The following is a 324-nucleotide window of genomic DNA, read 5'->3' on the forward strand; positions in this document are numbered from 1 at the left end:
TGCGTGCCTGCCGCAGAAAGGCCGGGACGGAGAAAGTGTAGGAAAAGGCATCGCCGAATCGGAGTTTCTGGATGGAGAGAAAGTCATCTGTGAAGCGAAGCTCCTCTTCCAGCAGAACAAAATCATTATCTACCTGTGCCATAAACCGGAAATATCGGTTCAGGTAAGTGGTCAGAGCCAACACCTGCTCAAAATCGCCAGTAAGGGAGGCTTTGTAAACCGCATTAAAGCAGTTGCCCAGAAAATGCGGGTTGATCTGCATCTGTAGATTTCGCAGCTGGCTCATCTGCATTTCCCGTAAGATCTGGGTCTGACGCTCCTGCA

Annotated in this window: 1 protein-coding gene; it reads right to left on the bottom strand. The window is 50.3% G+C overall.

The window, feature by feature from the left end; all coding sequences use genetic code 11:
• The coding region (locus P0G09_RS16745) for a histidine kinase (protein ID WP_275253230.1) at window positions 1–286 on the bottom strand (286 nt) is incomplete at its 3' end.
• Window positions 287–324 lie beyond the last annotated feature (38 nt).

This window comes from Faecalibacterium sp. DFI.5.82, from assembly GCF_029076575.1.
GTDB lineage: Bacteria > Bacillota > Clostridia > Oscillospirales > Ruminococcaceae > Faecalibacterium > Faecalibacterium duncaniae.